General features: G+C 46.8%; 23 protein-coding genes, 7 tRNA genes and 1 other RNA gene. 4 read left to right on the top strand and 27 right to left on the bottom strand.

Annotated features, from left to right (window positions below; genetic code table 11):
• Window positions 1–59: 59 nt before the first annotated feature.
• The 5 genes from MAMMFC1_RS06440 to MAMMFC1_RS06415 all read right to left on the bottom strand — a co-directional run bounded on the left by MAMMFC1_RS06440 (window position 60) and on the right by MAMMFC1_RS06415 (window position 4901).
• Window positions 60–1406 carry a radical SAM/SPASM domain-containing protein gene (locus MAMMFC1_RS06440; protein WP_197723929.1) on the bottom strand — a complete coding sequence of 449 codons (1347 nt, stop codon included), beginning with the start codon at window positions 1404–1406 and terminating at the stop codon, window positions 60–62.
• A gap of 124 nt (window positions 1407–1530) precedes the next feature.
• Window positions 1531–1956 (bottom strand): DUF7005 family protein, encoded by a 426-nt coding sequence (locus MAMMFC1_RS06435; RefSeq protein WP_408631231.1) that lies wholly within the window; start codon window positions 1954–1956, stop codon window positions 1531–1533.
• A gap of 16 nt (window positions 1957–1972) precedes the next feature.
• Window positions 1973–2626, bottom strand: coding sequence for a hypothetical protein (locus tag MAMMFC1_RS06430; protein WP_145987616.1), 654 nt, complete (start codon window positions 2624–2626; stop codon window positions 1973–1975).
• Window positions 2627–2961: 335 nt separating this feature from the next.
• A complete protein-coding gene (locus MAMMFC1_RS06420; RefSeq protein ID WP_126307476.1) occupies window positions 2962–3843 on the bottom strand; it encodes a DMT family transporter in 882 nt (293 codons plus the stop codon).
• 140 nt (window positions 3844–3983) lie between these two features.
• Window positions 3984–4901: an AraC family transcriptional regulator gene (locus tag MAMMFC1_RS06415; protein WP_232035704.1), complete on the bottom strand. Its 918-nt coding sequence runs from the start codon at window positions 4899–4901 to the stop codon at window positions 3984–3986.
• 325 nt (window positions 4902–5226) lie between these two features.
• Here MAMMFC1_RS06415 and MAMMFC1_RS06410 point away from each other — a divergent pair, with 325 nt between their 5' ends.
• Window positions 5227–5490: an Atu4866 domain-containing protein gene (locus tag MAMMFC1_RS06410; protein ID WP_126307475.1), complete on the top strand. Its 264-nt coding sequence runs from the start codon at window positions 5227–5229 to the stop codon at window positions 5488–5490.
• A gap of 70 nt (window positions 5491–5560) precedes the next feature.
• Window positions 5561–6397, top strand: coding sequence for an SDR family oxidoreductase (locus MAMMFC1_RS06405; protein WP_126307473.1), 837 nt, complete (start codon window positions 5561–5563; stop codon window positions 6395–6397).
• A 49-nt stretch (window positions 6398–6446) separates the two neighbouring features.
• Here the strand turns inward: MAMMFC1_RS06405 and MAMMFC1_RS21365 are convergent, their stop codons facing one another.
• From MAMMFC1_RS21365 to MAMMFC1_RS06360, 10 genes are all read right to left on the bottom strand, one after another.
• Window positions 6447–6644 (bottom strand): hypothetical protein, encoded by a 198-nt coding sequence (locus tag MAMMFC1_RS21365; protein ID WP_158618669.1) that lies wholly within the window; start codon window positions 6642–6644, stop codon window positions 6447–6449.
• Window positions 6645–6851: 207 nt separating this feature from the next.
• A tRNA-Arg gene (locus MAMMFC1_RS06400) sits at window positions 6852–6928 on the bottom strand.
• A 34-nt stretch (window positions 6929–6962) separates the two neighbouring features.
• Window positions 6963–7294, bottom strand: an RNA gene (gene rnpB / locus MAMMFC1_RS06395) — RNase P RNA component class B.
• A gap of 48 nt (window positions 7295–7342) precedes the next feature.
• Window positions 7343–7417: transfer RNA gene (locus tag MAMMFC1_RS06390), tRNA-Gly, on the bottom strand.
• Window positions 7418–7494: 77 nt separating this feature from the next.
• Window positions 7495–7878: a helix-turn-helix domain-containing protein gene (locus MAMMFC1_RS06385; RefSeq protein WP_126307471.1), complete on the bottom strand. Its 384-nt coding sequence runs from the start codon at window positions 7876–7878 to the stop codon at window positions 7495–7497.
• A gap of 147 nt (window positions 7879–8025) precedes the next feature.
• The gene (locus MAMMFC1_RS06380; RefSeq protein WP_126307469.1) at window positions 8026–8250 is read right to left on the bottom strand and encodes a death-on-curing protein; all 225 of its coding nucleotides are present in this window, start codon (window positions 8248–8250) and stop codon (window positions 8026–8028) included.
• Window positions 8251–8490: 240 nt separating this feature from the next.
• Window positions 8491–8566: transfer RNA gene (locus MAMMFC1_RS06375), tRNA-Thr, on the bottom strand.
• Window positions 8567–8762: 196 nt separating this feature from the next.
• Entirely contained in the window at window positions 8763–10010 is a 1248-nt protein-coding gene (locus tag MAMMFC1_RS06370; protein WP_126307467.1) for an HD domain-containing phosphohydrolase, read from the bottom strand.
• A 73-nt stretch (window positions 10011–10083) separates the two neighbouring features.
• Window positions 10084–11454: a triphosphoribosyl-dephospho-CoA synthase CitG gene (gene citG / locus MAMMFC1_RS06365; protein ID WP_126307465.1), complete on the bottom strand. Its 1371-nt coding sequence runs from the start codon at window positions 11452–11454 to the stop codon at window positions 10084–10086.
• Window positions 11455–11543: 89 nt separating this feature from the next.
• On the bottom strand, window positions 11544–12971 hold the full coding sequence (locus tag MAMMFC1_RS06360) for a glycosyltransferase (RefSeq protein ID WP_126307463.1): 1428 nt from the start codon (window positions 12969–12971) through the stop codon (window positions 11544–11546).
• Between the two features lie 294 nt (window positions 12972–13265).
• On the opposite strand from MAMMFC1_RS06360, the gene MAMMFC1_RS21360 reads away from it, so the two are divergent.
• Window positions 13266–13409, top strand: a complete 144-nt coding sequence (locus MAMMFC1_RS21360; RefSeq protein ID WP_158618668.1) for a hypothetical protein — start codon at window positions 13266–13268, stop codon at window positions 13407–13409.
• A gap of 168 nt (window positions 13410–13577) precedes the next feature.
• The gene (locus MAMMFC1_RS06355; RefSeq protein WP_158618667.1) at window positions 13578–14027 is read left to right on the top strand and encodes a GNAT family N-acetyltransferase; all 450 of its coding nucleotides are present in this window, start codon (window positions 13578–13580) and stop codon (window positions 14025–14027) included.
• Window positions 14028–14130: 103 nt separating this feature from the next.
• Here the strand turns inward: MAMMFC1_RS06355 and MAMMFC1_RS06350 are convergent, their stop codons facing one another.
• The 12 genes from MAMMFC1_RS06350 to lonC all read right to left on the bottom strand — a co-directional run bounded on the left by MAMMFC1_RS06350 (window position 14131) and on the right by lonC (window position 24839).
• Window positions 14131–14391 carry a GlsB/YeaQ/YmgE family stress response membrane protein gene (locus MAMMFC1_RS06350; RefSeq protein ID WP_126307459.1) on the bottom strand — a complete coding sequence of 87 codons (261 nt, stop codon included), beginning with the start codon at window positions 14389–14391 and terminating at the stop codon, window positions 14131–14133.
• Between the two features lie 214 nt (window positions 14392–14605).
• Window positions 14606–14679 (bottom strand) — tRNA-Gly (locus MAMMFC1_RS06345).
• A gap of 293 nt (window positions 14680–14972) precedes the next feature.
• The gene (locus MAMMFC1_RS06340; protein ID WP_126307457.1) at window positions 14973–15470 is read right to left on the bottom strand and encodes an NUDIX domain-containing protein; all 498 of its coding nucleotides are present in this window, start codon (window positions 15468–15470) and stop codon (window positions 14973–14975) included.
• Window positions 15471–15569: 99 nt separating this feature from the next.
• Window positions 15570–16220 (bottom strand): phosphoribosyltransferase, encoded by a 651-nt coding sequence (locus MAMMFC1_RS06335; RefSeq protein WP_126307455.1) that lies wholly within the window; start codon window positions 16218–16220, stop codon window positions 15570–15572.
• Between the two features lie 153 nt (window positions 16221–16373).
• A tRNA-Phe gene (locus MAMMFC1_RS06330) sits at window positions 16374–16449 on the bottom strand.
• 80 nt (window positions 16450–16529) lie between these two features.
• Window positions 16530–16606, bottom strand: a tRNA-Asp gene (locus MAMMFC1_RS06325).
• Window positions 16607–16730: 124 nt separating this feature from the next.
• Window positions 16731–16806 (bottom strand) — tRNA-Lys (locus MAMMFC1_RS06320).
• A 105-nt stretch (window positions 16807–16911) separates the two neighbouring features.
• On the bottom strand, window positions 16912–18195 hold the full coding sequence (locus tag MAMMFC1_RS06315; protein WP_126307453.1) for an adenylosuccinate synthase: 1284 nt from the start codon (window positions 18193–18195) through the stop codon (window positions 16912–16914).
• 21 nt (window positions 18196–18216) lie between these two features.
• Entirely contained in the window at window positions 18217–19509 is a 1293-nt protein-coding gene (gene purB, locus MAMMFC1_RS06310) for an adenylosuccinate lyase (RefSeq protein ID WP_126307451.1), read from the bottom strand.
• A 271-nt stretch (window positions 19510–19780) separates the two neighbouring features.
• Window positions 19781–21163: an NAD(P)/FAD-dependent oxidoreductase gene (locus tag MAMMFC1_RS06305; protein ID WP_126307449.1), complete on the bottom strand. Its 1383-nt coding sequence runs from the start codon at window positions 21161–21163 to the stop codon at window positions 19781–19783.
• 327 nt (window positions 21164–21490) lie between these two features.
• A complete protein-coding gene (gene dnaB, locus MAMMFC1_RS06300; RefSeq protein ID WP_126307447.1) occupies window positions 21491–22825 on the bottom strand; it encodes a replicative DNA helicase in 1335 nt (444 codons plus the stop codon).
• A gap of 73 nt (window positions 22826–22898) precedes the next feature.
• The gene (lonC, locus tag MAMMFC1_RS06295) at window positions 22899–24839 is read right to left on the bottom strand and encodes a Lon family ATP-dependent protease (RefSeq protein ID WP_126307445.1); all 1941 of its coding nucleotides are present in this window, start codon (window positions 24837–24839) and stop codon (window positions 22899–22901) included.
• Window positions 24840–24998 lie beyond the last annotated feature (159 nt).

Below are 24998 nucleotides of genomic sequence, written 5' to 3'. Positions count from 1 at the left end.
ACCTCCTTTCTATATAAACGATTGGAGCCAACATTTTTTATATAAATTTTTTAGTCGGATTATTGGTTCATTTCTGTCGGGCGGCAGCGCAATTTGATATAATCCTCCAGGCCGTACTTCCACTCCAAACAATCCGGTTGGTTGTCACCGGCATGCATCGCCCGATAGCTGCATCCGCCCATACAGACAGGCACCAGCTTGCAGGAAAGGCAGCCGGCATAGGCAAAGGGCTCCCAGGTCAGCCAGCGGATTTCCCGCATGCGCTGCTGTCTGTCCCGGGGTTTGTCAAATCCGGCGATATTGCCGACAGCAAGCGGCTTATTGCCGACTTCATGCCAGCACTTATACATATCACCGTCCGGGTCGATTACAAAGGCGTTCAGATAATTGGCCGAACAGCTGACCGCGGAACGGGGATAGCGGCCCGCCTTAAAGCCCCTGTGGGCCAGAGTCCTGTGAAAGGCGCAGCTAAAACGGGTAAATTCTTCCGTGGTGGCGCATGAGCTTTCCACAGACTTGCAGCCTGCCGTGTCCGCATGAACTTGTCCGAGATATATATTCTGGATATCCTTTAAGTTTTCTGCTTCCAGGATATCGAGCAGTTCCTCCGCGTTTTCCATATTGGACCGGTCCACGTTGATGCGCAGGTGAACTGCCAGCCCCTGGCTTAAAAGCAATTTAATGTTGTTCAGGATTCGCTCGAAGGTGGAACCCCGGCCGGACTTAAGCATCCGCCTCCGGTTGTGGACCTCCGGCGGACCATCCAGAGTGACCTGGATAGTGCTGATTCTGTTTTCTTTTAACTTTTGAACGGTCCAGCGATTTTCGTCAGCCAGATACCCGTTCGTAACCATATAAGCCGAGTAAGCAATGTTATTTTCGGCAGCCAGGCTAATAAATTTTTCCGACAGCTCAACAATAACATCCTGGGCTAAAAGTGGTTCGCCTCCGTACCATATGACCTGTAGGCTTTTTAAATTCTTGGCAGCCCTGGCGACAAAGTCAACTAACTCCTGCCGGACCGGTTCAGGCATTATACTATGGCCGCCGTCACGCCTGTCGCCCTCACCGGGTTGCTCGAAGCAATAGGTGCAGGCAAAATTGCACAGCATAGTCGGGGCAATGGTAAGGCCCATCCTGCCAGGGTCATATTTTTGCCGGTTATAATTGAACTTCAGAACTTGCAATTCGTCGATTTCATCATCCAGCACGAAGCCGCCTTCTTTCAAGCCTGCGACAAGCAGCCTGTCACCAAAAGACAATTCTTCAAGGGCAAAGCCGGGTTTATTCAAGACTGCCGCGCAGTCCTTGTCCAGTTCGATCAAGGCGGTAGTCATGCTGTTAAAAACAATTACTTTGTCCTGTTGTTCTGCCGGCCAGATAAAATTGTATATGGAAGGTTTCACCACAACCATCTCCTCATGGGGGTATATTCCGCAAAATACTTATAATAAAAAGCTCGTCCTCTTTGTCTAACTATTTGTTAATACGTGCCAAACGCATTTTCATTACACCACGATACACACAATTTTAGAAATTTTTTTTAAGCCTTAAAGACCGCGCCAGATAAATCCCAGCCTCTTCACCGGCCAGTTCCTCCAGTGTCAGGCGGGTCAGCGCCGCCAGCAGCGCCGTTTGCCCGGCCGGCTTGTGCAAATGCATTCTGTTTTCCCGGTCAAATCGCGCCAGATTTTCCGCCGCTCTTTTCACAAGAGTCTGCAAAACACGGAAAGCTTCGTCGGAAAGCGACGGATTGCCCCGGTAAATTTCCAGCCGGCCGCCGTCCCGGTAGAGCGGATAATTCTCCAGTCCGGTAAAACGTAAAAACCAGCCGGCCTCATAGTGTCCCGCCGCCACGATGCCTATGTAATCGGCGATTAACTCATCCAGGATATTGTTGCGCATGGCGCCATATAAATGGTAACCACCGCCTTTCGTAGGACTAAACTCCGTCAATTATCTTTTCGCTTTACTACTTATCATAAAGGTAATACGTTGGAGTCTTGTCTGTATTACACGCTTTCCCAATATTTTTTATAATTTCCAACTGCCGGTTTTGTTGCCATCGCAGAAAATGGCGCTCTTTGGAATACCTGCAGGCGGAGCAGACACCACTGAAACTGCTCTCAATATCTACACTCACAGAATACCCGGCGTTCAAAAATGTCAAGACTGACGGTACCAAGCGTCTTCTGCGTTGTTGTAAAATTGCTATGAAATTTTGTGCTAAGTTTACAGCTCCTGATAAACCAAAAAGAATAGATAGTATCCAGCCAAACCGTTGGATCTTGAAACCACGTATCTCTGACAATCTAGCAACTTTCAAAGTAAAATTTTGTTCCATATTTGCACGCATCTTGTCAAGCCCCAGTACCGACCAACTGTGACCAAAAAAGTCATTTAACTCGCCGTGGACACTGCACTCGTCTAAGATATTTTCTAGTACGACAAGTTGCTCTTTCTCACGTAGTATATCCGTTATACTGGTAACACGTAATGTGGATCTTTCAAGCATCCTTCGATAAGACGCATAGGCAAAATCAATCATTTCAACCTTAACTTGGTGTAAACAATAGACTTCATCCAAATTTGGATCTCTAAAAGCTTTATGAAAACGCTTACTCAACTTATGAATTCGCGTAACATGTGCGTCGCCGGTGCGCTAATGGTAGGCTACCCCCAACATCGGCATAAACGCCTGGTAGACAGAGCACCACTACAGGTAACCTGGCAAAGCAACATATAATTAAACGCTTATTCTTACCAGTATGTATTCCAACTAGGTATAGTTATCTAAATAAATATTACAACCGTCGACTAAAAGGCACTTTACGTTTCGCGTAAAGTGCCTTTTAGTCGACGGTCTGGAGCGGAAAATTTCCCGTTTAAGTGAAAGATCACCTATTACCGCCAAACCTATGATGATATAAACTTAACGCTACCGACTGTGCTTTCTCCGCACTACACGCCGGATACTTTTTTATAATTCACTAGCACAATACTCAATACGATTAGCAATAATCCTGCTGCTAAATTGATACTCACTCGCTCATCAAGAAAAAGAACGCTACTACTGACAGAAACCAACGGTATAAGAAACGTGTAAGATGCTATTTTACTTGCTTCCCCAGTGTTAATCAAAACAAAGTAAACCAACCAGCCCAGAGCAATAACGAAAATAGAGATAAACGCGATATCATAAATAAATATTCGGTTCCAAATGACGCCGGACCAATCTTCAAACAGGAATCCGCAAATTAGCATAATCAGTCCGCCGGTCGTAAGCTGTGCGGCAGTCAGCCAGAGGATATCCACATCCATTGCAATTTTTTTAATATATACAGTTCCCAACGCCCAACTGGCAGCTGTGCCAATAGCAAACAATATGCCGTGCAAAGAAATATCCCCGCTCAGCCCTCCGCTGCTGATAAAAGCAACGCCCACAAAGCCCAGCACTAATCCCACCGCTTTCAAAAAATACATGGCTTCTCCCAGCCACAACCAGGAAAGCACTCCGAGCAACACAGGCTGAAGAAATACAATCGCTGAAAATAACCCGGCAGGCATATATTGCAATCCAACAGTTTGAAGACCATAAAACAGAATAATATTCAAAAACGATGAGATAAGATACATCCTCCAGGTTTTTTTCAGCCGGAGTAACTCCAGCCTTCTTAGGGCAAAGCCAAGTAATATTAGACCCCCGAATAAGGTACGCAACCCTGCAAATAATAGCGGCGAGATATAATTCAGTGCATATTTGCTTAACGGCCAGTTAATGCCCCAAACGAACACTAAAAATGTCAAATATAAAGTAGTTTTAGACCGAGAAAGCTGCGGCATAAATACCCTCATCCCCTAACTTAATTAACTCAATGCAATTATGCATGAAAATTAGTCAGGAGCGGTAATCTTATTTTGGAAAATAATTGTCTAATTCTCCAGCCTTACTGAATGAAGGTATCACTAAAACATTTTGTATTTCACCCTAAATCGCGCAAACGTTTCATATCACTGATGGGAGGCAAACCAAACATGCGTGCATATTCGCGGCTAAACTGGGACGGACTCTCATAACCAACCTGAAATCCGGCATTTGCCGCATCCGCTACTCCCGTCAGCAGCAGGCGCCGGGCCTCATGAAGCCGCAACTGCTTTTGAAATTGCAAAGGGCTCATTGCCGTGACCGTTTTAAAATGCTGATATAGTGATGATATTCCCATATTTACGGATAAGGCCAGCTTGTCAATCTCCAGAGGCTTGGCAAAATCCTGTTTTATCAAGCGAATGACTTCCGCGATATAGTATACATGACTACTCACTATCGCTATTTGTTTCACAGTGTCTCCCTGCTCGCCTTGCAGAATTCTATACAGAATTTCCCGAATGATTAAGGGAGCCAGGATGGGAATATCACTGGGTGTGTCCAGGAGCCGGAGAAGTCGTAATGCGGCATCCAGAAGTGAAGCATTCGAATTACTGACAAAAAGCCCTCTTTTTGAGTCGCCTTTTTTGCGCCATGACGGGTCCGCTTCTTTCAGAATGTCAAAAATCTGATCCGGATGAAAATCCAAAAGCATACATAGGTGAGGACATTGCGGACTTGCTTCCAGAACCTGCCCTGAAATTGGCAGATCCACCGAAATGACAAGATACTGGGAAGGATCATAGTAATAACTTTCCTGAGCCAGCACCACCAGTTTTCTTCCCTGGGCCACAATACACAGAACCGGGGTGTGAACAGAATATATCGGCTGTGATTTTTGTGAAGCCCGCAGCAAACGTAATGCCGGAATCGCTGTAGGATGCATCCCGTCTTCCCCGGTAAAAGCTTCTATAAGCTGCGCCAGTTCTTTTTGTTGCTGCATTATCACAATATCGTTCTGTACTTCTTTTTTCACAACATTTCCCCCGCCGTTACCCAAATAATTATTTATATTTTAATATCGTTTGGAGAATCAGGCAATCATTTTCTAAAATCGGATTACCTCCTGTCATGACTTTTGATGCATAATGACGTTGTAACAACTACTATCAAACAAGGGAGGACAGCAAGGTGTGATAAAAAACATTTATGAAAAAATCAGGTTTTTCTTATTATTTACCAGTTTGTTATTGTGCTTTTTCGTTTTACAGGGCTGCTCAGTAGATAAGCCATCACAAGCATCTTCAGAAAGCACTATGAAATCTACCGGAAGTAACTCTAATATAGGGGAAGTGGGAAAAATGGAAAAACAAGCAAACACCCAGCCATCGTATATTGGAATGTGGGTTACCAAAGACGGTTCCGTTCGTCAGGAACTTCTGCCTAACGGCCGCTACGATGAAGCCCGTGGCACTAAAAAAAGCGCCTATACCGGCAGCTACACGATCAAGGGTAATCACATTGATTATGTGGATGATACTGGCTTTAGCGCCGATGGTGAATTCCGGGACGGAATTCTATACCATGCGGGAATGGTATTGTACCGTGAGAAGTCTCAGCCATGATTACAAAACAGACTGCTCACACAAGTACCAATCTGATGTTTATTAATTCTATGAACTGGAGCTGATACAGATGGAAAGTAAAAAAGTATGGTATGTCACCGGAGCATCAAAAGGGTTAGGACTTGCCCTGGTAAAAAAACTAATCACGAATGGCTATAAAGTTGCCGCAACATCACGCAATTTGGAAGAACTAAAACAGGCGGTCGGAGATGTGGCCAAAGATCAATTTTTACCGCTGCAGGTTGATCTTACCAGTCACCAGTCTATTACCCAATCCATAAATGAAACACAGCAAACTTTTGGAACTGTTGATGTTGTACTGAATAATGCCGGTTATGGAATTGGCGGTGCAGTAGAAGAGTTATCGGATAGTGAGATACTCTCCAGCTTTAATGTAAACGTATTTGGTCCGATCCACGTAATCCAGAGTGTGTTACCCGTTATGCGGAAGCAAAAATCAGGCCATATCATCAATATTTCTTCCATTGCCGGCTTTGCCCCGCATACAGGCTGGAGTATATATGCCGCAACCAAATATTCCATTATGGGATTATCGGAAGTACTCGCCGATGACGTAAAATCTCTGGGAATTAAAGTAACCGTAGTAGCACCCGGTGGATTTAGAACTCAATTTAACAAAAAGGATTCTCTCGTTCTCGCAGCAAATAAGATTGACGATTATAAAGACGTTCATGAAGCATGCAATCGTTTCGTATCGTTTGACGGCAAACAGCTCGGAGACCCGGATAAAGCAGCCGATGTGTTCATCGAACTGGTTGAATCCCCCAACCCTCCAGTGCGGTTGTTTTTAGGCAGCGATGCGTACCAGCGCGCTTTGGAAAAAATCGGATTTTTAACCAGAGAACTCGAACAAAACAAATATATTTCACCTAAAACCGATTTTTAAAATAATTTTTCAACAAAAACAGCGTGCCGCTTGACACGCTGTTTTTAAATCACAAATTATCCGGTAGTTTCTGAATCACCAATGCCATTTTACGACTGCTGTTTGTCAGGTATTTCTTTCGTAATCTTTTCCTCTTGTATAGCACTTTCTTCGTAAACTCACAATCCTCAATCCGTTCCTCGTCCTTCGGCGGCGGACCGTACACAGTTTTCAGCATCATTTCTTCGGGACCCCATCCTTTCGACACAATTACACATCTGGTTAATCGCGCTGGTAAGTTCGCCTTATGGCTCAATTCTTCCTTTCCGGCTGCCCCGACCGACCATGAAACACCACTGCAATGAAAATGTACAAAAAGCAATTCGGCCGCGTTGTTGTCACGGTTGTTGTCAAATTGCTATAAAAACGACAAAAAAGGCTTTACGAAAGTATCGTAAAACCTTTGAAATATCTATGGCGACCCCGGCAGGATTCGAACCTGCGACCTTTTGATTCGTAGTCAAACGCTCTATCCAGCTGAGCTACGGAGTCTCGCAAAAATTATATATACACAGCCTTCCTTAAAAACCGTAAGCCAGTTTCTGTTTTAGGAATTCATTTGTCTAACGTGTAAATACGTTCTTCCCTTCGGTTCATTATTCCCTATAGGAAGTTCCCCTACCATAATTTGGGTTTCTGCCTTGCGGAGTTTACCACTTTTCACTAGGCTGTCGCCAGCCTACTCATTCTCTGTGCACTTTATGGTTACTTTCGACTGCGTGAGTCGATTTGGCCGTCGTCAGAACTTTTGTTCCGCCCCATCTTGCGATGGGCACAAACATTACAGCCATCTCAGGCTGTGGCAGTCTGGACTTTCCTCAGTACCGAAATCAAACGGTACCGCAAATTCCCGTTTTTAAGGAAAGCTGGAGTTGTTTTTAAATGAATATTAGATATCCCCCTGTATGGAGTGGAAAACGAGATTTGAACTCGCGACCCTCGCCTTGGCAAGGCGATGCTCTACCGCTGAGCTATTTCCGCATTACCGTTTTTACAGGATAGAATAATATTCTATCAGTATAATTCAATTTTGTCAACAACCCGGATTCTGCAATTTTTTAACACAACAATTCATTTGGAATTAAACGATAAGATCTATGTTTAACCACCGCATACCGTTGTCGGGCGTAATTATAGCCTATCTCAAAATCGCTTAAATGCTGTTCGGACATGATTAACTCACTCCATATCTGATAAGTTTCTAGCGTCACATGGTAAACTAAATTGCTTGTCCTTTTGACCAATTTTATTGGACTAAATGGGTAAAAATATATCCGGTGTCTTTCCAAAAACCTTTGCAATTTTAACCGCCATTTCATACGTAAGCCTAATATTCCGCGTTCCAGTTCTGAAAGCCATTGCTTTGACTTGCCAATCCGTTCCCCAAGCTCTCTCAATGTTATTTTATATTCTTTCCGAACTTCTCGGACTCTTTGCCCCATGAAACTCACCTCTTACTGGCGTCTATTATTTTTGTAACCCCTGCTGCAAAGTCAGCAGGGGTTTATTTTTGGAGAATCCTTTAAAAGCAAAACAGAATCCAAAATAGGACATTACTTTTTTGTTTATGGTTAGAGCAATCACAAGGATCAAGCCTTATTACTAAACTTTTTCACCTTAATAGTTGAATTTGAATCAAGTTCTTCATCATCCAGAATGTTTTTAATATGAATATTTATGTTGGCAGTCGTGGTCTCAAAGAGATCCGCGATTGCTTTTTGTGTCATCCAAAAGTTTTCATCCTCAAAGCGAACTGAAACAGTCACTTTGCCGCTGCCAGTCGTATATAAAATTATCTTATCTTCATGCTCCATTTGTGTTGCCCTCCCGCATATAAAATAAATTACCTCGCAGCGAAGTAATTTAAGACCCTGTTTCTTTTTCTGCCGTTCCCTCGGTTACCTTTTGCTCACTTTCAGCAACAGCCTCCACCACAGACGCAGGAGTAACGATACATCTCTCAAGCGAATAATACAACATAGATTTGCCAGATAAATGGATATACAATAAGACAACAAAAACCGTGTATCCATTGAAACTACACGGTTTTTTCATGGAGCTGGCAAGGTGACTTGAACACCCGACCTGCTGATTACGAATCAGCTGCTCTACCGACTGAGCTATGCCAGCATGTTTGAGGACGGGACTGCCCCCCCTCGTTTTCAATTTTATTATATTAACTTATACTACCTTATCAACAACCTCCAACCCGCTCATTACGAATGAGCTGCTCTACCAGCTGAGCTATACCGCAAATTGGACATTATCATTTTACTGCGCCGATAGATAAAAGTCAACAATTGCACCTTATATATACTTAAACATATTATTCCTGCTCCGTATAATCAACATGGGCAATCTGGTCAATAAGCGACAAAACCTCAGACCGGCTGGAAAACAGGTCGGCGACACAGCTCCCGTCAAGCTTGCGGTTGTCCACCATGCTGCGCATAATCTTTTCCACTTCGATTAGCGGCAGTGGTTTGCGGTACGGACGATTTTCCGTCAGGGCCACAAATACGTCGGCGGCGCTGACAATCCTGGAACCCAGGCGTAACGAGGAACCGGATACCCGAAAGGGGTAGCCGGAGCCATCTATGGTTTCGTGATGAAAGGCCGCCCAGTCGCTGATGGTGGCAAAGCCGTCAATTTGCTCCAGGATTCGATAGGTATAGTAAGGATGCTTTTTAATGAGGGAAAACTCCTGATCGGTTAGTCTTGCCGGTTTTTCCAGTATCGCGTTGGGAATGGCCAGTTTTCCCAGGTCATGAAATAGTCCGGCGATGCGCATCATTTTGATTTCCTCCGCACTATAACCTCTGGACTTGGCTAAAAAGGCGGCCACCCTTGCCACACTGCGGGAGTGAACACCGGTAAATTCGCTGGTGCGGTCAATTATGGTGGCAAATATTTCGGCGATATTCACCACATCGTCCATTGTAAAAGCTACTCGCCCATAAGCGTCAATTTGGCGGAAGAAGTTCTGGTAATAATGGGGATTGGTCAAATCCAGCCAAAAACTTTCCTGTCGCGCAAGTTCGTGGAGAACTCTCACCAGTTCCGGATCAAAGAATGTCCCGCTGTGTTCTCTAATCACCTGCAAAATTACTGACCGCTGATCGAAAATGTCTCTTTTATCGTTCAATGATATTTCCAGCCGGTCTGCAAGATTGATAATTCGGCTGGTCAAAGGTATATCCTTGCCGGCAAGAGCTGACGGATTCGCACCATCCCACCGGTCATGATGGTAACGGATGGTTTCCGCCAACATGCCGAACTGATTTGAATCTTTTAACAGGTGATATCCGTCCTCGGCGTGGCGGTAGACTTCGTTGCCGGGATTGAACTGAGTTAAAATTCTTCTTTCCGTCCAATTGGACACTGCCCCAATATCATGAAGCAGCGCGGCATAAATCAGTATCTGGCGCTGCCGTTCATCCACCCCCAGGCGTTCCGCAATCCTGGACGCAATAAGGGCTGTTCGCCAATGGTGCCTGGATAGCCCGTCGGTTGATAATTCAAGTGCAATGGATAAGGCACTTATCAAGTTGCCAGGGTAAATATTAAACTGCATTCTCTCCACCCCTTATTTCACTACGTCAGATAAGCTCATATATTGCGATTGTTACCTTGCGGTCCCGCTCTACTCAGCCAAATACCATTGTGTCCAATCTGTACAAAAACCAGGTAACCGCAAGTAAGTCTGCCGCCCCGCCAGGGCTGACATTGCGGGCAATGAACTCCGCATCCAGACTATGAATTATGTCCCGTCCCGCTGCTGATCCCATGCCACCGGCAGCTAACGCTTCCTTTGCTTTTTGCCTGACCCAAACGTGCATTTTCTCAGGACCGCAACGATGCATGACGGTTGTGTCTTCCACAACCGTCATGATTGCCAACAGAGCGTCGATCAGCGCATCGTTAATCGTAAGCCCGGCGGCAACAGCTTTTTTCAGAGTTGGCAGACCCCACTGCCGTACGACAGGTAATCCCTGTTCCATTTCTCCCCGTATCCCGGTGATACCATGGGTTAGGTATAACCGTTCCCCAGCGGTTGGTTCGGTTTTTTCGCCATCATGTTTGCCTGCCAGCTCGCGGGCTACGATTCCAGCCGTAATCGCAGCAACCGTATTAAGTACTTCCCCGGAGTTTGCCCGCCCCTGCCGGCGTATCAGCCAGCCGGCCGCCGCCGCCGTAATTCCCAGTGAAAATACTAGTCCTTTCTGAGTATTGATTCCCTGGGTGGCGGCTCGCATGGCCGCTTCACCTTCCCTGCCGATACAACGAAGCACCGGCAGCAATTGCGGCAGCTCACCGGTGTGATTATATCCCGCCTGGGCGCAACGGGCCATGGTCGTGGACAAAGCAGCCGTACCCGACATGAATGTAAAGAAGTCCATGTCGGTATGCGCACCGGCGTTCACTCGGTCAACAAGGCCCGGTGCCGGAGTTGCGGCCACTTCAAACAGCATGGCCTCGACGGCGGCGGTTCCTATTTCCCCGGCAGACTCACTAATCCACCTGGTCTGATAAGCGCTGAACAAGTCAAGCAGCTTGTTGGCGGCAGCAAGTACACCGGCAAGCTGGTGTCTGCCTTCCCGCCGGCAAACAACAGCCGGATCACCGCAAACCAAACAGCCTCTTGCTTGTCCATTATCCTGGCGTGACAAGCGGCCGCCCCCGGCGGAAAATACGTCTAAATCCAGCAGCCGCCCAAAGGACTGCTGCTCCTCCAGGCTCATGCATATCCGTTTGACGTGATGTGCATCTTCGGCAACGGCCAGAAGAATTTCCGGCCCGGTGAAAAGATAAATCCGTTCGTCAGCTATAATGTTCAGCTTTTTTTTCAGTTCTTGTCCGGCGTAATCGGCCAACTGTCTGATAACCGGAGTATCTTTGACCGGACCCGGCATATTGATAGTAATGCTGACCATCGTTTGCGGATGTTGTTTTCTAAACACCGCTTGCCGCGATTGCCGCGCCTCTTTGGCTGCGAGTATGGCTTCCAACGTGACCATGACACGAATCTCCTTCAGATAGTCACTAATATAAATATTAAGAACATTTATTAGTTACAGACGGCATCTCTTTTTATTATATCGCAACGCTAGTATTGACGCCATACAGTCGTAAACCGTTTGATGCCAATTTCAAAATTTCCGTGGGCAGAGTATACCCGCCGCAATACGTCCTTGTTTCCCGCATTTGGTATCTGTTCCATATCGACCAGTATCTGTAAAATTTGAAAGGCCATCTCGCTCAGCCCGATGACATCCTTGGACTTATGAACCACTTCTCCTAAATTGACCTGACAAGTCGACCATAACCCGCCTAAAGTCACTGCCTGGGCCAGCATGGCGATTTCCACACCGTAATTGACCGGTATCCGCATCTTGAGAAGCAAATCCCGGTAAATAGCAACTGTGCCTGCCAGAGGCTGAATATATCCTGATAATATCGGCAAAAATGTGTTAATCCAGGGACGGGCCAATATCTCGGTTACCCTGCCGCCGCCAAGTTCTACCCCTGACGCCTCGACTCGCACCGGCCGGGAAAAATACCCTTTGGTAAAGCGAATATCCGGGAAAGCGAGTATCGGTCCAAGCAGTCCGTAAAAAAAATGGGGCGCAATGTTTTCCACATCGGTATCTACCCAGGCGATGATATCCGCATCGGTAATAAATGCGCTTTTGAACATAGCCTCGCCTTTGCCCCGATAGCTGCCGCGATCCGGTTCTATTTCCTGATGAATATACACAGGTATGTCAAAGGACCTGGCAATTGCCACTGTTTGATCCGTCGACATGGAATCAACAAGTATTACTTCATCAATTACACCGGTTTTTTTCACTTCCAGTACCGTTCTGATAACATTTCCCACTGTTTTTTCTTCATTGAGACTTGGCAGCACAACGGCAACTTTAACACTAAGCTTTTTCTTATAGCTGCGCAGAAGAGCCGGCAGGGAAAATGCATCCGCTTCAAAAGTCCGGTCCCTGACCCACTTAAAGATTTCGTCGCTTTCATCAAAATCGATATCAGCTATCGGCCCCCGGACGATAGTGATGCCGCCGTCAAAATTTTCTTTTAGGTTTTGGTAAAAGGGGAGAAGCTCTGAATGCGCCAATGGTGCTCCGAAAAATAACATACTATAGTCTTTGCCAATATTTTTTATCAGGTCATATACCGAATGTTCCCGCCGCCAATTGATAGATACACTGTCAAACATAGCGTGCGCCGGACCTACCACCGTTGAAATAAACACATCTTCCAAATCGGCTATTTTCTCTTCCAGGTGAAATATTTTAAGTTCAGGAACGTCGGCTTGCGCTAAAACAGTAAGTACAGCATTAGCGTTTATCCCTCCCCTGAGAACGGCAGCTACCGGTCCCTGCCGCCAACCGTCGGTGATAGCGATAATGTCATCCGGATGTTCTTCATAATTATCTATATCCTGTATTGCCTTAATATGAATCCTGGACTCTTCTTCCCCTAATTTGCCAACAGGCCACTGTTCTCTAAGATCCCCTGGCATGTCACATCCCCTCCGTTATTAATACTTATCAATAGGTATGTACTCACCTATAGTCCACACGTGAAAAACAAAAAAGAGCCTCTGTGCAGACTCATTCAATTGAAATAGATATATTTGAGCATACCTTTTAAATTTAATTATAAAACATTTCCTAATTTTTGTAAACACCAATAGCAGTTTTCGCATTTTTTTGAAAAACCATTTTGCTGAAAGGAAATAATTTAGTTCCAATATATCTCGGGATTGATAATTTTGATTGCCGGAAAAACTAATATCAAGGGGAGGTGTTGTATAATGTTCAATTATCCTTCACGTTATCACAGGTCCAAAATGTTGGATATGGGTGACATGATGGATTCAACATTATTTAAAGTTCTAGCTGTCGGTGCCTTGGTCTGGATCGGCGCTAAAGCTATCCATCACATGATGGAAGACTAACACTAACCTTAAGCCTAGGTTTAGCGCCTAGGCTTCTATTTTTTCGCAATACTCTCCGACTGTGTTTGTCCAATTATTGGTCCCCTGACGACGCCAATTTACAAATTCTGCAGAATAGGTTCCTATATACTCAAATATAGAATGAGTGTATAAAGGGGAATGAGCACCTTGCCTGACTGTCAATACAAAAACATCACTATAAATCCCGGTAATGAAGAAACTGCATGTTTTATCCGACGCCAGCTGCTCGAATACAACGCCGGCCATGTTCCGCCGGACGGGCCGTTCGTCACTGATCCGGTGCAGCTTGCCCTGAAAGACGACGACGGCAACATTGTCGGCGGCATTACCGCCACAATTAATTATTTCCGGGCCCGCTGCTATATTGACATGCTTTGGACAGATGCCAAGCTGCGCGGTCAAGGTTTTGGGACCAAACTTCTTCAGACTATGGAGCAAATGGCAGTCGCCGCCGACTGCAAGATCATCCTGGTAGACACATTTAGCTTTCAGGCGCCGCATTTCTACGCCAAACGCGGTTATGAACTCTATGGCAAGCTCGATGACTTTCCCGGGGTTGGCCATTCACAATATTTTTATAAAAAGGATTTGCGCTAAAAAAATAATAGCCCCCGACAAAAAAACACCGGCAGGCTTAAATATAACAAATAACAAAATTATAGAAATTAATTCCAAACTTTACGTAGTCCTAGGTCCGACTTCAAGTTTTTTTAGTAGTATCGACAAATAGGCGAGAAATCCATAATACGAGGACAGCTCCGATTATGCTGGTAATTAACTGGCCGATTGTACCATAGGCCGCGAAGCCCAGCATAGAGAGTGCAAAGCCGCCGATGTACGCACCGACGATTCCTAAAATCATATCCACCCACAGGCCGAAGCCTTGGCCCCGGGTCAATTTACCGGCTGCCCATCCGGCGATTGCGCCGATGATCAGAAACCATATTGCATTCCCTAACAAATTTATCACCTCCAATGATAGTATTGCCAATTATTACACCCTTCATTACCAGAAAGATTTTTCTAGTTGATCTTTTATTAAAAAACCCGGCTAACGCCGAGCCTAAACGAAAGCGATAGCCGTTGGTTGCACTTAGGTCTAACAGAAAGTATTTATACTTTCTGTTAGACTTGAAAAAGCCTTCCGGCAAAAATGCCGGAAGGCTGGATTTTTTTGGAGCGGGTGATGGGAATCGAACCCACGTAACTAGCTTGGGAAGCTAGGACTTTGCCATTAAGCTACACCCGCATATACATATATAATAGTTGGGTTGGTAAGAAGTGTTCAAGGCCTACTTCCCGCCGCAGATAATTATATCACAAGAATCGTGGTAAATCAATGTCCGGCAGCTATTTCCAAAGAATTACAGCCTAACCCATGTATGAAAAATATTACTATATTTACTCTAAAGCTTTAGCACTTATTTGTTTCAGCTATAAAGTATAAAGCGGTAGTAGTCAGGACCTGATTAATAGCACAGGAAAAGGCATTTCAATCCTGGCAACCGGGATTGAAATGCCTTTTTTCCTTTTTATTCACTCTTAGGCCGTACGGCCGCCGGTACTAAGGTCGAGCAGAATTTGCTCCAGCCGGTCAACAAACGGGCTCTGATATTTTTCTATTTTTTTCCTGGCCGTAACTGCTGCAAAAAACGCAACCTGATCCAGTTCGGGGAAAGATTGAATAATACCGGAATGTCTCGGCCATTCCATTTCAAAAAGATTGCTGCTTACCGGCTCAGAGGTGTCGCAATCACCGGGAAAGGCCCAAATATAGACAAATTTCCGGGGACGTTCCAGTACTCTTCCCAAAGGTATCAGTTCGTTATACTGAGGCGTGATTCCCGTCTCTTCTGCGAATTCCCGTACTGCTCCGTCCAAAAGGGTCTCCCCCGGCTCCAGGCCGCCTTTGGGTATCCCCCAGTAGCCCAAATCCTTGTTTTCATAAAGTGGTCCGCCCGGATGGCCCAAAAGTATTTCCAGCCTGCCGGTATGAATCCGGTACATTAAAAGCCCGGTACTAATTTCAAAGTTTTTCATAGCCCCTCCTTAGCTTGTTTGCTTATTCGTGGCTCCTAAATCAGTGTATCATAGAAATATTTCCGGTCTTTTAATTCAATGTAAACTTTTTGTTAAGAGTCACGGTCTGACAACTGCGTTTTCGCTATAACGATGGTATTCCAGCGCTTCTTTGTCGGTCATCTGGCCAAAATCTTTGTAATAGGCCCCCACGGCTTCAAAGACGTCCCGTTGATCCAAAACGGCGAGATTGTCTACTTCTTTTTTTAACTTGGCCAACACGTCGTTGGCCGCTACCGGTACAGCAACCGTTATACTGGATGGTCCCCATTTCTTGAGCCACTTTACAGCGGCTTGCATGGTGTAGCCGGTGGCAATCCCATCGTCAACAATGATGATGTGCCGGCCTTTAACTTCATGGTTTTTTACCACGATATGACTGTAAGCTTGCAAACGTTCATTTAGATCCCTGCGTACTTTGTTAAGAATCTCATCGAACGCTTCTTGCTTGACACCGATACCGCTGACATACTGATTGTCGTGAATCAGGCTGCCGTCCGGCATCATTGCTCCTATTGCCACTTCCGGATTCAGCGGGTGTCCGATCTTCTTAGCAATTAGTACCCCGACTTTAGCTTGCAGTTTAGCGGCGATCGGCGCTGCAACAGCCAATCCTCCCCGGGGCACCGCTAAAATATAAGGATTGTTAAGGTGAAGTTCCGCTAACCTTTCCGCCAATAATTCACCGGCATGAGTACGATTATTAAACATGTTGTCTCCCTCCCTTGATATACGCGGCACAGGTTTAATAAATACCTGTATATAGAATTTGTATTAAAGGAAGTTTTCATGCTATCTTTTTATAAATTCAAAAATAAAAAAAACAACCTATATGGTGGTTTATAGGCTGCTACGATTCATAAATGGTGCCTCAGGGCAGAATCGAACTGCCGACACGAGGATTTTCAGTCCTCTGCTCTACCGACTGAGCTACCGAGGCAAGTTGCGCCAGATTCCAAACGCATCTCGGCATTTATAATCAGCCGCAAGGCTGATCATGATCAACAATAAGGAATAAATTGGCGACCCTGAACGGATTTGAACCGTCGATCTCCGCCGTGACAGGGCGGCATGTTAGACCGCTACACCACAGGGCCAATTAACTGACTTAGTTATTATATATTACATTTTTACATAAGTCAAGAGAGTTATGTTACTAATAAAAAGCTCATCCAGTAACGGATGAGCATCGAACTAGCGCCTGCTGACTAAAAACTGCTTTGGTGACCCACCCGCGACTCGAACGCGGGACACCCTGATTAAAAGTCAGGTGCTCTACCGACTGAGCTAGTGGGTCACTACAAGACAAAATTATACATTAATGAAATGATCCCTGTCAACACCTATTAACGGAATCCCAACCCTTAAACATATTTAAACATATGTCAAATGTCAAAGATATTTAAAACATATCCCGCAGAATGATGGTTTGGTCCCTGCCTGGCCCGACGGATACAATGCCGATGTTAATGCCGCTTACGGCGCTTAACCGCTCAATATAACGACGGGCATTGGCCGGCAAGTCCTCATATTTACGTATGTGACTGGTGGGTTCATTCCAGCCGGGCATCTTTTCATATATTGGTTCCACTGCCGCCAGAACCTTCAGGCTGGCAGGAAACTCTTCGAGTTTTTTTCCTTTATATTTATAACCGACACACAAATTCACAGCCGCGAGTTCATCCAGAATGTCCAGGCGGGTAATTGCCATATAATCAATACCACTGACATATCCTGCATAGCGGACAACACAAGCGTCCAACCAGCCGCAGCGGCGGGGACGGCCGGTAGTCGTGCCATATTCGTGGCCCCGCTCCCGAATGGTATCACCGATTTCATCGGTTAGTTCGGTTGGAAACGGACCTTCCCCCACACGAGTTGTATAGGCCTTGACCACGCCGATAACCCGGCTGATTTTAGACGGGCCGACGCCGGCGCCGATGCAAGCGCCGCCTGCTATGGGATGGGAAGAAGTCACATAGGGATAGGTGCCGTGATCAAGGTCAAGCTGCGTAGCCTGAGCACCTTCAAACAGTACCTTCTTGCCATTGCGGAATGCTTCGTGCAAAACAGCGGAAGTATCAGTTACGTAAGGCCGCAACTGACGAGCGTACTCCAAATACTCGTCTCTAACTTCTTCGAATTCAAAGCCCTCTGTTTCATATACGGCTCTTAACAGGTGATTCTTGGCCTCAAGATTACATTCAAGCTTAGCGCAAAATTCTTCTTCATCCAGGAGATCTACCATGCGGATACCCACCCGGGCATTTTTGTCCATATAGCAAGGTCCGATACCGCGTTTGGTCGTACCGATTTTGCGGTCGCCTTTGGAGTCTTCTTCCAAAGCATCCAAGAGGCGATGATAGGGCATAATCACATGAGCGCGGTTAGATATTCTCAGTCCGGCAGTATCAATGCCTTTGTCCTGCATTCCCTTTAATTCTTGCAGCAGCACCGCCGGGTCTATAACTACACCATTGCCCACGATGCAAGCCTTACCGGCATAAAGAATGCCGGACGGCAGAAGGTGCAGCTTGAATTCCGTACCGTTTACCACCACGGTATGTCCGGCGTTGTTGCCCCCCTGGTAACGGACAACTACATCCGCCTGTTCGGCTAAAAAATCAACGATTTTGCCTTTTCCTTCGTCACCCCACTGAGTGCCGATAACCACAACTGCTGACATATGCTATTCCCCCCATTTTCGCTATAGTCCAAATCTGGCCATAATGGTATCTATGTGCCGCAAATGCCAAGCATAGTTGAAACATTCTTCTATCTCGGCCGGCGACAGATACTTCTGAATATCGGGATCGTTAATAACGTTGGTTTTAAAATCAGCGCCTTCCAGCCATTTGGCCATGGCGTTCCGCTGAACCCAGCGGTAGGCTTCTTCCCGCGCTACACCCTTGTCGACAAGTTTTAACAGCACCCGCTGACTGAAAATAAGCCCGCCGGTTTTCTCGATGTTGGCTTTCATGGCTTCCGGATAGACCAAAAGCCGATCGACAATATCCGTAAAAATGTGCAGCATGTAATCAATCAAAATAGTGCTGTCAGGCAGAATAACGCGCTCGACCGAGGAATGAGAGATATCCCGCTCATGCCACAGCGGCATATCTTCCAGGGCCGCCAGGGCATTGCCCCGTACTACCCGGGCCAGACCGCTTACCCGTTCGCAGGTAATCGGGTTGCGTTTATGCGGCATCGCGGACGAGCCTTTTTGACCGGGGTGAAAATATTCTTCCACTTCCCGGATATCGGTACGCTGCAGGTTTCTTACTTCTGTCGCCATTTTATCCAGCGATCCGCCGACAATAGCCAAGGTAGTCATGAATTCGGCATGGCGGTCCCGCTGAATGACCTGAGTTGCCAGTTTGGCCGATTTTAAGCCCATCTTTTCGCATACATACACTTCAATGGAAGGGTCTATACTGGCGTAAGTTCCCACAGCTCCGGACAGCTTGCCGATCGCTACAGCCTCCCGGGCCCGTTTGACCCGTTCAATATTGCGCTCGGTTTCATCCATCCAAAGAGCAAATTTAAGACCCAGGGTGATGGGTTCGGCGTGAATGCCGTGAGTTCTTCCAATCATGGGGGTATGCTTATGTTCCCCCGCTCGCCGCCTTAAAACGTCCCGAAATTTGAGGAGGTCGGCAATAATGATGTCTGCCGCCTGTTTCATCATATATCCCAGCGCTGTATCTTTCACATCGCTGGAAGTAAGTCCCATGTGTATGTATTTGGCTGGATCGCCTACATTTTCGGCAACAGCCGTGAGAAATGCCAGAATGTCGTGACGGGTTTCCTTTTCGATTTCCCGGATGCGCTCCACCGAAAATTTTGCCTTAGCTTTGATGGCAGGCACGGCGTCCGCCGGGATCTGACCAATTTTGGCCATGGCTTCGCAAGCTGCGATTTCAATAGCCAGCATAGTTTGAAACTCGTTTTCATCAGTCCATATCCGGCCCATTTCCGGCAAGGTATAACGTTCGATCATTATATATCGCCCACCTTCATATTAGAGACTATTTTACAATAAGTTGGGAACTGCTTATAAACCGCCATCTGCGTCGTTGTTCCTGCGGTCCTCACTTCGACGTACGTCCAGTACGCCTCCGTTCCGGTCCTCGTCACGCCTCGGCGGTCTGACTATGATAGTAGAACCGTAATCAGCCAATATTATTGCAATAATTTTTTTTCATATGCAACGGTATCTGACGATTTCTAAGCAGTTCGTGGCATTTGAGTTGCACAGAAAAGAGATTAAATTATTTTCCGGTGCGGCATTGAATCTCCCGCGCAACGACCACACCGGCGGCCGAAGCCTGCGCAAGCCCTCTGGTAACGCCGGCGCCGTCACCGATGGCAAATAAGTTAGATATTTGCGTTTCCAAATTATTGGTCAAATTCGGACGGGAAGAATAAAATTTTACCTCCACACCGTAAAGCAATGTATGCCGGGAGTTAACACCGGGAGCCACTATATCGAGAGCTTCCAGCATCTCGGTTATCGCCACCATATGCCGATAGGGCAGGACCAGACTCAAGTCACCGGGAGTGGCATCTTTTAAAGTGGGTTCAACCAGACCGCGGGTAATCCGCTCGGCAGTAGAACGACGGCCGTCGAGAAGATCCCCCAGCCGCTGCACGATTACGCCGCCGCCAAGCAGATTGGCCAGTTTGGCAATTGACTTGCCATAGGTAATAGGCTCTTTAAACGGCTGGGTAAAGCTCTTGGAGACCAACAGGGCGAAGTTGGTGTTCTGGGTCCTTTTTTCTGCATAGCTGTGGCCGTTAACCGTCACAAGTCCGGAATTGTTTTCCGTAGACACTACCCCATAGGGATTCATGCAGAAGGTCCTTATTCTATCATCAAAAGATTTCGTATAATATACCAGCTTGGATTCATAAACAGTTTCGGTAATATGTTCCATAATAGTTGCCGGCAATTCCACCCGCACGCCAATATCCACCGGATTGGTGACCATACTAAGCCCCAGTTGGGCAGCCTGAGCGGCAAACCACTCGGAGCCTTCCCGCCCGGGAGCGACTACCAGATACTTACTCCTGACGATTTCGCCGTTCACCAGTTCAACGCCTTCGTATTTCCCGTCTTTAACCAAAATATGTTCAACCGGTGTCATGGTGCGGATTTCACATTTATCTTCCAGATAATCACGCATTCGGGTTAAGATTTCCAGGCACTTCTCTGTTCCCAAATGCCGGATGCGGGCAGGAATAAAACTTAGGTCAGCAGCTGCCGCTATCCGCTGCAGTTTGCGAATTTCTTCTTTATGCTCACCACCGTACACAGTTGTTGTGGCGCCGAATTTTAAGTATATTCCGTCAATATATTCAATAAGTTCAGCAACTTTAGTTTTTTCCATGTAGGCATCCAGAATGCCGCCGAATTCCGTAGTCAGGGTCAGCTTGCCGTCACTGAATGCTCCCGCCCCGCCCCAGCCACAGACGATATCGCAGGGTTTGCAATTAATGCAGGTGCTTTTTTCACTGCTGGAGTAACAGTGACGTTTGCGAATGTCCCGCCCTTTCTCCAGCACCAATATCTCAAGCCCTTTATCCGCCAGTTCCAAGGCAGTAAAAATTCCTGCCGGACCAGCTCCGATCACAATTACATCATACTGCTTCAATTACTTCACCTCTAGCCCTTAAGTTTAGCTGCCCAAAAACTTCAATTCATTGGGTCATTGGGTTGTGAGCCGCGCAACTTATCAACTTTCGGGTTTCGGGCAGACCAAAAAAACTCAAATAGTTGCTATGGCCTGGCAATAGTTGAGCTCTCAGGGAAATAAACGAATTTATTACGCTTTTTCCCTTGCTTATCATAGCACCTCAGTAGCTTAATGTCAATTGCAAAATCGAATATTTTTTGTCGATATATCAAAAATGTTCGGATTATGCCGTAAAAAACCCATAAAACATTTTGGTCTGCAGGAAATATATACCCGGCTGCTTGTTTAGCCGGGTATGCGGGATAGATCACTGAATTTAGTAAATTGTTTATGGAAGAATAATTGGAGGCTATCCACCGGACCGTTCCGGTGCTTGGCGATAATGACTTCGGTAATGTTTTTCTTGTCGGTTTCCGGATCATAATAGTCTTCCCGGTACAGGAAGGCCACAATATCGGCATCCTGCTCCAGTGATCCGGATTCCCGGAGATCACTAAGCATTGGCTTTTTGGATTGCCGTGATTCCACACTGCGGCTAAGCTGGGACAGGGCAACAACCGGCACCTTAAGTTCCCGGGCCAGGGCTTTCAGAGAGCGGGAAATTTCCGATATTTCCTGCTGGCGGTTTTCACTTCGTCCGCCGTTGACTCCCCCCTGCATAAGCTGCAGGTAATCGATGATGATCAGGCTTAAATCATGATCGATTTTGAGACGGCGGGCCTTAGAGCGCATCTCCATAACGGAAACATCGGCGGTGTCGTCAATGAAGATAGGCGCCGCTGCCAGCCGGTCGGCCGCCCGCACAAGTTTGTTCCAGTCTTCATGTTCCAGTTCGCCAATACGCAGCCGCTGAGCGTCAATAGGCGCTTCGGCGCAAAGCATCCGCTGCACCAACTGCTCTTTTGACATCTCTAGGCTGAAAAAAGCTACCGGCTTTTTGTCGCGCACCGCCACATGCTGGGCAATATTGAGGACAAAGGCGGTTTTACCCATACTGGGCCGGGCAGCTATCAGAATCAGGTCGGACGGCTGCAAGCCGGAGGTTAGTTTATCCAGGTCCTTGAACCCGGTGGAAAGACCGGTAATTCCGCCCTTGGCGGAATACAGTTCCGACACTTTGTCAAATACGTCAAATATAATGTTTTTGATTGAGGCAAATTCTTGTCCGCTCCGCCGGCTGGAGACCTCAAGAATCATTTTCTCCGCCTTATCCATGATAACGGACACTTCTTCATTGGCTTCGTAGCCCATGCCTGCTACATTGGTTGCCGTGCTGATCAGCTTTCGGAGCAGCGCTTTCTCTTCCACGATCCGGGCATGGTACATGACGTTGGCGGCTGTGGGCACACTATTGGCCAGGGCGGTGATGTATGCTATGCCGCCTGCAGCTTCCAGCTTTTCGTCACGGCGCAATATTTCCACCACCGTAACCATATCAACGGCGTCATTTTTATTATACAATTCAAGTACGGCATTATAGATTAGCCGGTGAGCTTCCCGGTAATAGTCCTCCGGGCGTAAAAATTCGGCCACCTTAGAGATGGCCTCGCGTTCTATCATCATTGCCCCCAGAACGGCTTGTTCGGCCTCTACATTCTGGGGCGGTACTCTGTCAAGCACTGCATAACCTCCCAGCCTCATATCGTCAACAGGAGGAGAACCAGGTTATTACCGATTACACCCGGAAATTCCCTTAAGCTATGGATTTTTGTTCATCAACAAGTAAGATGGCCAGGGCTTCTTCTACGGTGGCGATGGGACGAATGTCCAAACCCAGATGTGCTTCGGGGATATCCACCTTGTTTTCCGCAGGGATTATCATTATGCGGATTCCAGCCTGCTTGGCGCCATAGGCCTTTTCAAATACCCCGCCGACGGCTTTCACCCGCCCCTGGATGGACACTTCGCCGGTAACGGCTACATCCTGGCGAATAGGACGGCCGGTGATGGCGGAAATAATTGCCGCCAGAATGGCTGTGCCGGCGGAAGGACCGTCAATACGACCGCCGCCGATAATATTTACGTGAATATCATAATTGGCCAAATCTTCGCCGGTAATTTTTCGCACAACCGCGGCGGCGTTGAATACTGAATCTTTGGCCATAGTGCCGGCAGTGTCATTAAAACGTATGTTGCCTCTTCCTTTTTCTGTGGCAAAGGCTATGGCTTCGATCTCCAGTACGGAGCCCAAATAGCCGGAGACGCCAAGACCGAAGACCTTTCCTACTTCGGCGGTGGCTGAAGCCTTTAAATTGACATAAGGTGTCAAACGGCTGACTTGGGCCACACGATAGACATTTTGGGCGCTAATGGTGACATCAGTGGTTTTGTGCCCCTTATCCAGCAGGGCCAGACTATAAGCATCCGCCAGGATGTTAACGGCTTTTCGCCCCTCAATGGTGTATTCACTAATTAAGCGCGGCACTTCGGCTTCAATGATTACTCCCAGCTTGGCGGCGGCGTTATATACGATTTCTTCGATATTTTTCGGAGCCAAAGGTTCAAAATAGATTTCGGCGCACCGCGAACGTACCGCCGACATAATGTCCTGTGCATCCCGCGTAGTGGCGCCGATAAGTACAAAATCGGCGGGAGCCCCTTCTTCGAATAGCTTTCTGATATATTTCGGCACGCTGGGATCGGAAGGATCATAATAGGCGGAGTCGAAACGAACCCGTTTGTCTTCCAATACCTTTAAGAGTTTATTTTGCAGCATGGGGTCCATTTCTCCGATTTCATCAATAAACAGTATGCCGCTGTGGGCGTCGGTAACCATTCCCGGTTTGGGCTCCGGAACGCCTGTTTCAGCCAAATCCCGCCTCGCACCTTGGTAAATGGGATCATGAACCGAACCGAGAAGGGGATTGGTAACATCCCGGGGGTCCCAGCGGAGGGTAGTGCCGTCCGCTTCAACAAAAGGAGCATCTTTAGGAAAAGGGGTAGTCTTTAAATTTTTCGCTTCTTCCAAGACTAAACGGGCTGCGGTTGTTTTGCCTACTCCCGGCGGGCCATAAAGAATAAGATGCTGCGGATAAGGCGATGCCAGCTTGGCTCTCAAAGCCTCAATCGCCCGCTCCTGCCCCACAATCTCATCAAGTCTGGCTGGGCGCAGGAGTTCCATCGCCGATTTGGTTAGCTTACGGCTTTCCAGTTTCTCCAGCATGGCGTATTTTTTAAGGGTCTGAGGGTTTTCGGCATTGGAATCGCTTTCTTCTTTTAATACTTGAGCGCGGATTTCCTGGATATACTCCTGATGACGCTCTTCCATTTTTTCGGCGATCTTCTTTTCGATCCGATCTTCCACTGTCCGCCGGGCACATAAGTCGGCCAGCTCATCCTCGATTTCATTAAGAATATCCGGGATTTCCTGAAAAGTTGGCAATTTTTCCACTGTAGGGTCTTCAAATACCAGCTTTTGCAAGGCCAGCACCCGTTCCGGCATGAACTCTGACCGCATAAGGTCGAGGGCACCAAGCTTGCCGGCTTTCAATACCACTCGCTCAGCGCCCATCACGCCGGTATACAACCCATATAGGGCAGCCACCTGCCGTTTGAGTTGATCTTCTTTATTGCTGTTGGAAGCTGAATCCATACTACGGCGTCGGCCGACAAATTTGTTAAAGAATTCTTTCATTTGCGATTGATGTCCTTTCGATATTTTAAAATTAAGGAAAGGGTACAATGGAAAGGGTACACCGAAATTACTTATTACACTCGAATCTATTCTCACCCTGAAGCCCAGATTGGCTAATAGCGGTAAGGTACAGACAACTGATTCAAAATGCCGAGATGC

The sequence above is a fragment of the Methylomusa anaerophila genome (assembly GCF_003966895.1).
Classification (GTDB): domain Bacteria; phylum Bacillota; class Negativicutes; order Sporomusales; family Sporomusaceae; genus Methylomusa; species Methylomusa anaerophila.
This window is presented reverse-complemented; position numbering and strand designations above follow the sequence as displayed.